The sequence below is a fragment of the Kineococcus glutinatus genome (assembly GCF_039542765.1).
GTDB lineage: Bacteria > Actinomycetota > Actinomycetes > Actinomycetales > Kineococcaceae > Kineococcus_A > Kineococcus_A glutinatus.
The window spans coordinates 1-5514 of record NZ_BAABIL010000509.1; the positions used below are offsets into that span (position 1 = coordinate 1).

At 75.8% G+C, this 5514-nt stretch carries 4 protein-coding genes; 2 read left to right on the forward strand and 2 right to left on the reverse strand.

Annotated elements, in window-relative coordinates:
* Positions 1-199: 199 nt before the first annotated feature.
* Together ABEB16_RS17195 and ABEB16_RS17200 are read right to left on the reverse strand one after the other, a co-directional pair.
* Positions 200-982 carry a glucosamine-6-phosphate deaminase gene (locus ABEB16_RS17195; RefSeq protein ID WP_345713443.1) on the reverse strand — a complete coding sequence of 261 codons (783 nt, stop codon included), beginning with the start codon at positions 980-982 and terminating at the stop codon, positions 200-202.
* A 41-nt stretch (positions 983-1023) separates the two neighbouring features.
* Positions 1024-2583 (reverse strand): family 20 glycosylhydrolase, encoded by a 1560-nt coding sequence (locus tag ABEB16_RS17200; protein ID WP_345713444.1) that lies wholly within the window; start codon positions 2581-2583, stop codon positions 1024-1026.
* Between the two features lie 145 nt (positions 2584-2728).
* Between ABEB16_RS17200 and ABEB16_RS17205 the strand changes: the two genes are divergently transcribed.
* Both ABEB16_RS17205 and ABEB16_RS17210 read left to right on the forward strand, forming a co-directional pair.
* Positions 2729-3907 (forward strand): ROK family transcriptional regulator, encoded by a 1179-nt coding sequence (locus ABEB16_RS17205; RefSeq protein ID WP_345713445.1) that lies wholly within the window; start codon positions 2729-2731, stop codon positions 3905-3907.
* A gap of 86 nt (positions 3908-3993) precedes the next feature.
* Positions 3994-5337, forward strand: coding sequence for an extracellular solute-binding protein (locus tag ABEB16_RS17210; RefSeq protein ID WP_345713446.1), 1344 nt, complete (start codon positions 3994-3996; stop codon positions 5335-5337).
* Positions 5338-5514 lie beyond the last annotated feature (177 nt).

The following is a 5514-nucleotide window of genomic DNA, read 5'->3' on the forward strand; positions in this document are numbered from 1 at the left end:
GGCGCGGACGTGGTGGCCCTGGCGGTGGGCGGGGTGTCGGTGCTGCTGAACCTGGGGGTTTCCGCGGTACCGCTGCCGGCGGGGGAGGTGCTGCTGGCCAGCGGCCCGGACGCGGTGCGCGGTGGCCGGCTGGTCCCGGACGGGGCGGTGTGGCTGCTGGAACCGCACGACGGCTGACGCGCCCGCCGGGACCCGCCGCTCACCAGCGCTGCCACGCGGGTTTGCCCTCCCACGTCTCGCGGTAGTAGTCGGCCAGCCGCAGCCCGGCGGCGGCGGCCTCGTCGACGACGACGGTGGCGCGGGGGTGCAGCTGCAGCGCGGAGGCGGGCACCATCGCGGTCAGCGGGCCCTCGACGAGGGCGGCGACGGCGTCGGCCTTGGCCTCGCCCCAGGCCAGCAGCACGAGGTGGCGGGCGGCGAGGATGGTGGCGATGCCCTGGGTGAGGACGTGGCGGGGCACGGCCTCGGGGTCGCCGCCGAAGAACCGGGCGTTGTCGCGGCGGGTCTGCGCGGTGAGGGTCTTCAGGCGGGTGCTGGAGCCGAGGGAGGAGCCGGGTTCGTTGAACCCGATGTGCCCGTCGGTGCCGACGCCGAGCAGCTGCAGGTGGACGCCGGCGGCGCGGACGGTGGCGTCGTAGTCGCGGCAGGCGGCCTCCAGGTCGGTGGCGCCGCCGTCGGGGCCGCGCACGGCGGCGCCGGGCAGGTCGAGGCGGGCGACGACCTCGCGCTCGATGACGGCGCGGTAGCTCTCGGGGTGCCCGGGGGGCAGGCCGACGTACTCGTCGAGCAGGAACGCGCGGGAGCCGGCCAGGGACAGCTCCCCGCGCTGGTGGCGGGCGGCGAGGTCGTCGTAGACGGGGGCGGGGGAGCTGCCGGTGGCCAGGCCGAGCACGATCGAGGAGTGCTCGCGCAGCAGGGCGGCGACGGCGCCGGCGACGAGGCGTCCGCCGGTGGCGGCGTCGGGGACGATGACGACTTCCACGGTTCCTCCGGGTTTCCTGCGGGACGGGGCGCGGGTGGGGTTCAGGCGTTGTCGTGCCAGGACACCTGCGGTGAGCGGTACCAGGGCAGCCCGGCGGCGTCCCAGCCGCGCGCGAGGGTGGCGACGCGCGCGGTGAAACCGTCCCAGCCGCGCCGGTCGGGGGCGCTCCAGGCGACCTCGGCGACGGCGGCCAGCCGCGGCAGCAGCATGAGGAACACGTCGTCCGGTGTCCGCACGGTCTCCGTCCACAGGCACGCCTCGACGCCGGTGATCCGCTCGGCGGGCAGGCCGGGGACCGCGTCGGCGGGTTCCCAGCCGTGGGCGTCGCGCAGTTCCACGTGCCCGGCCCACTCCAGGCCGAGGGGGAAACCGGGGTGGTACTTCAGGTCGAGGTAGGCGTGGGTGGCGGGGGAGAGCAGCACGAGCGCGCCGGCGCGGGCGGCGGCGGCGACGTGCTCGGCGCCCTCCCGCTCGTCCCACCACTGCACGACGGTGCCCGGTTCCAGCGGGACCTTGGCGATCTCCTGCCAGCCCACGACGGTCTTGCCGGCGTTGCGGACGGCGGCGGCGGCGAGGGCGACGATCTCGCCGTACTCGCCGGGCTGCATGGTGAGGGCCTCGTCGCCGCCGATGTGCACGTACCCGCCGGGGGTCATCGCGGCGACGTCGGAGAGCACGTCGCGCAGGAACCCACCCGTAGCGGGCAGCGCGGCGTGCAGCTGGCTGAAGCCGACCTCGATGCCGGTGTGCACGGCGGCGGCCTCGCCGGTGGGGTTGAGCTCGGGCAGGGCGTGCTGGGCGGCGTTGACGTGGCCGGGGACGTCGATCTCGGGGACGAGCTCGACGCCGCGGGCGGCGGCCGCGGCGAGCAGCCGGTCCCAGTCGGCGGCGGTGTAGAACCCGGCGGGGTCGCCGTCGACGGCGGTGTGCCCGGAGCGGGCGGTGAGCTGCGGGCGGGAGGGCACGTCGAGGCGCCAGCCCTGGTCGTCGGTGAGGTGCAGGTGCAGCACCCGCAGCTTGAGGGTGGCCATGACGTCGAGGACGGCCTCGACGGTGGGGACGTCGACGAAGTGCCGGGCGACGTCGAGGGCGAGCCCGCGCCAGGGGTAGCGGGGGGCGTCGACGATCGTGCAGGCTGGCACGGCGGGCCCGGCGGCGACCAGCTGGCGCAGGGTGGTGGCGGCGTGCCGCAGCCCGGCGGCGGTGGTGGCGCTGAGTGTGGCGCGGCCGGCTCGGACGTCGAGGCGGTGGGCCTCGGCGGCGCGGACGCCGGTGGGGTCGGCGGTGCCGGGGCCGGCGTCGAGGGGGGTGCCGGCGGGCAGGCCGAGCTCGGCGGGGGGCACGAGGCGCAGCTCGACGGTGCCGCCGGTTCCACCCGCGTCGCCGGTTCCGCCGATGGTGCTGTCGGTGGTGCTGACCGCGACGGGGAGGCCGGCGAGCGCCGCGAGGTCGTCGGCGAGCCGCCGGGCCAGCGCCCGCACCTCGTCGGGCACCGGCTCGGGGCCCGCGGGCAGGACGACGCGCAGCCCCGCGCGGGGGTCGAACGGCGCGCCGCCGGTGGCGGTGACCAGCAGCGGGGCGGGGACGACGGGCAGGTCCATCGGCGGTGCCTTCCGGATCGGGTGCGACTCGGGTGCGGCTCGGGTGGAGCACGGTGGATCACGGGTGGCCGTGCGGTGTGCACCACGTGGCGCAGTTGCGGCGAAGGGCTTGACGGGAATCTGTAAGGACACTCTACTAACAAATGTGACGCTCGTTCGAGAGTGGCAGCCCGCCGGCCGGGCGCTGCGCCCCACGTCGAAGGTCCTGCCCGAGCACGCCCGCGCCCACAACCGCTCGCTCGTGCTCCAGCACCTCTTCCACGCCGGGCCCGCCTCCCGCGCCGACCTGGCCCGCGCCACCGGCCTGACCCGGGTGACCATCTCCGACCTCATCGCCGGCCTCATCGCCGACGGCATCGTCACCGAGCTGGACGTGCGGCAGGAGGGGCGCGTCGGCAAACCCGGCACCCCCGTGGGGCTGCGCGAGGACGCCTTCCAGATCATCGCCATCGACCTCGCCGACGACGAGCTGGTGCACGGCGCCGTCATCGACGTCGCCGGCACCGTCCGCGAGCGCCGCTCCACCCCCACCGCCGGGCGCACCGGCGCCGAGGCCGTCGAGGCGCTGGTGGGGTTCTGCCGCGAGCTGGTCGCCGCCGCCACCTGCCCCGTCCTCGGCGTCGGCGTCGGCTCGCCTGGTGTCGTCGACCCCAGCGGCGCCGTCGTGCAGGCCCCCAACCGCGGCTGGTTCGACGTGCCGCTGGCCGCCCTGCTGTCCGCTGCGCTCGGGGTGCCCGTGCACGTCGCCAACGACGCCAACACCGCCGTGCTGGGGGAGTTCACCTACGGCGGCGGCACCGGCGAGGGCCTGCTGCTGCTCACCGTGGGGGAGGGCGTCGGCGCCGGCACCGTCCTGGACGGCGCGCTCGTGCAGGGCCACCAGCACGCCGCCGGCGAGATCGGCCACGTCACCGCCGTCGACGAGCGCGACGACGTGCCCGGTTCCGCCATCGGCCCGCCGCGGCCCTGCGCCTGCGGCCGGCTCGGCTGCCTGGAGACCGTGCTCGCCGTGCCGGCCCTGCGCCGGCGGGTGGCCGGGCTGGGCCCCGCCGAGCGCGACGCGGCGTTGGCGGTGGTGGGCCGCCGCCTCGGCGTCGTGCTCGCCCCCATCGCCAGCGCCCTCAACCTCTCCGAGGTCGTCGTCTCCGGGCCCCCCGAGCTGCTGGGCGGGACCCTGCGCGAGGCGGCGCTGGAGACGCTGCGCAGCCGCACGATGCCCGTCATCAGCAGCGGACTGCAGCTGCGGATGACCGCCCTCGGCGAGGACGGGGCCCTCTACGGGGCGGCCGTCCTCGTCCTCTCCGGCGAGCTGGGGGTCACGTGAGACCCCGCCCACCGCACCCCCGCACGACATCCGAGACCCGGACGGCGCGAGCCCGCACCGTCGGCGCACCGTGGAGGAAGGCTGACATGAAGAGTGCACGCAGGGGCGGGGTCGCCGCCCTCGCCATCACGGCCCTCGCCCTCACCGCCTGCGGTGGTGGCGACTCCGGCGAGCAGAGCGGGGACGCCAGCAGCGGCGACACCGAGCTGACGCTGTGGCTCGCCGGCAGCGACACCCCCGACGAGCTGCGCGACTACCTCGTGGAGACGTTCGAGGAGCAGAACCCGGGCGCCACGCTCACCATCGAGGAGCAGGACTGGACCGGCCTCGTGCCGCGGCTGCAGACGGCGCTGGCCTCGGAGGACCAGACCCCCGACCTCGTGGAGATCGGCAACACCCAGAGCCCGACGTTCACCTACGCCGGGGCGTTCAGCGACATCACCGACCTGGTCCCCGACCTCGGCGGGGACCAGCTCCTCGAGGGGTTCGTGGACGCCGGCACCGCCGACGGCAAGGTCTACGCGGTGCCCTACTACTCCGGGGCCCGCGCGGTGTTCTACCGCAAGGACCTGTTCGCCGCGGCCGGCGTGCAGGTGCCCACGACGCTGGCCGAGTTCGGCCAGGCCGCGCAGACGCTGCAGGCCGCCGGCGCCCCCGGCACGAGCAGCTTCTCCGGGTTCTGGTTCCCCGGCCAGGACTGGTACAACGGCATCGCCTGGGTCTACACCAACGGCGGCGACCTCGCCGTGCAGGAGAACGGCACCTGGCAGGGTGCGCTGTCCAGCCCCGAGTCGCAGAAGGGCCTGCAGCAGGTCCAGGAGCTGTTCGCCAAGGCCACCAGCGCCCCGCGCGACGCCGACTCCAACGAGCCGTGGGTGCCGTTCAACAACGGCGAGTCCGCGATGTTCTCCGCCCCCACGTGGGCGCGCTGGAGCATCGACCTGCCCGAGTGCAACAAGGGCGTCGACCCCGAGGACGAGACCGAGGCCGGCAAGGCGCTGCTGGCCGAGCAGCAGGCGTGCAACGAGGAGAAGACGGGCATCTTCCCGCTGCCGGGCCTGAGCGCCGGCGAGCCCGCCTCGGTGTTCGCCGGTGGCTCCAACATCGCCATCCCGGCGATGTCGCAGAACCAGGAGCTGGCCCGGGAGCTGCTGAAGATCGTCTTCAGCCCCGAGTACCAGCAGATGCTCGGCGAGAACGGGCTCATCCCCGGCAACACCGAGTACGCCTCCTCGCTGGGCGACGACGTCTACTCGAAGGCGGCCCTGGACGCGGCGGTCAACGCCAAGCTGACCCCGGCGGCGGAGAAGTGGGCCGACGTGGAGGGCTCGCGCATCCTGGAGGACTTCTTCCAGGAGATCGCCGGCGGCGCCGACCTCGCGCAGGCCTCCGCCGAGGCCGACCAGCAGATCACCGACGCGCTGAGCTGACCTCGCGGAGCACCCGCGCTCGTGCCGCCGCCCGCCCCGCGGGGCGGGCGGCGGCACCGATCCCCGCCCCGCGCGGTCGAGTCCCAGCCCGCGGCCACCGGCCCCGGAGAACCCCGGAGAACCCCGTGCCCACCTCGCGCGCCCACCCGGCCCCCGCCCCACCCGCGGCCGGGCCCC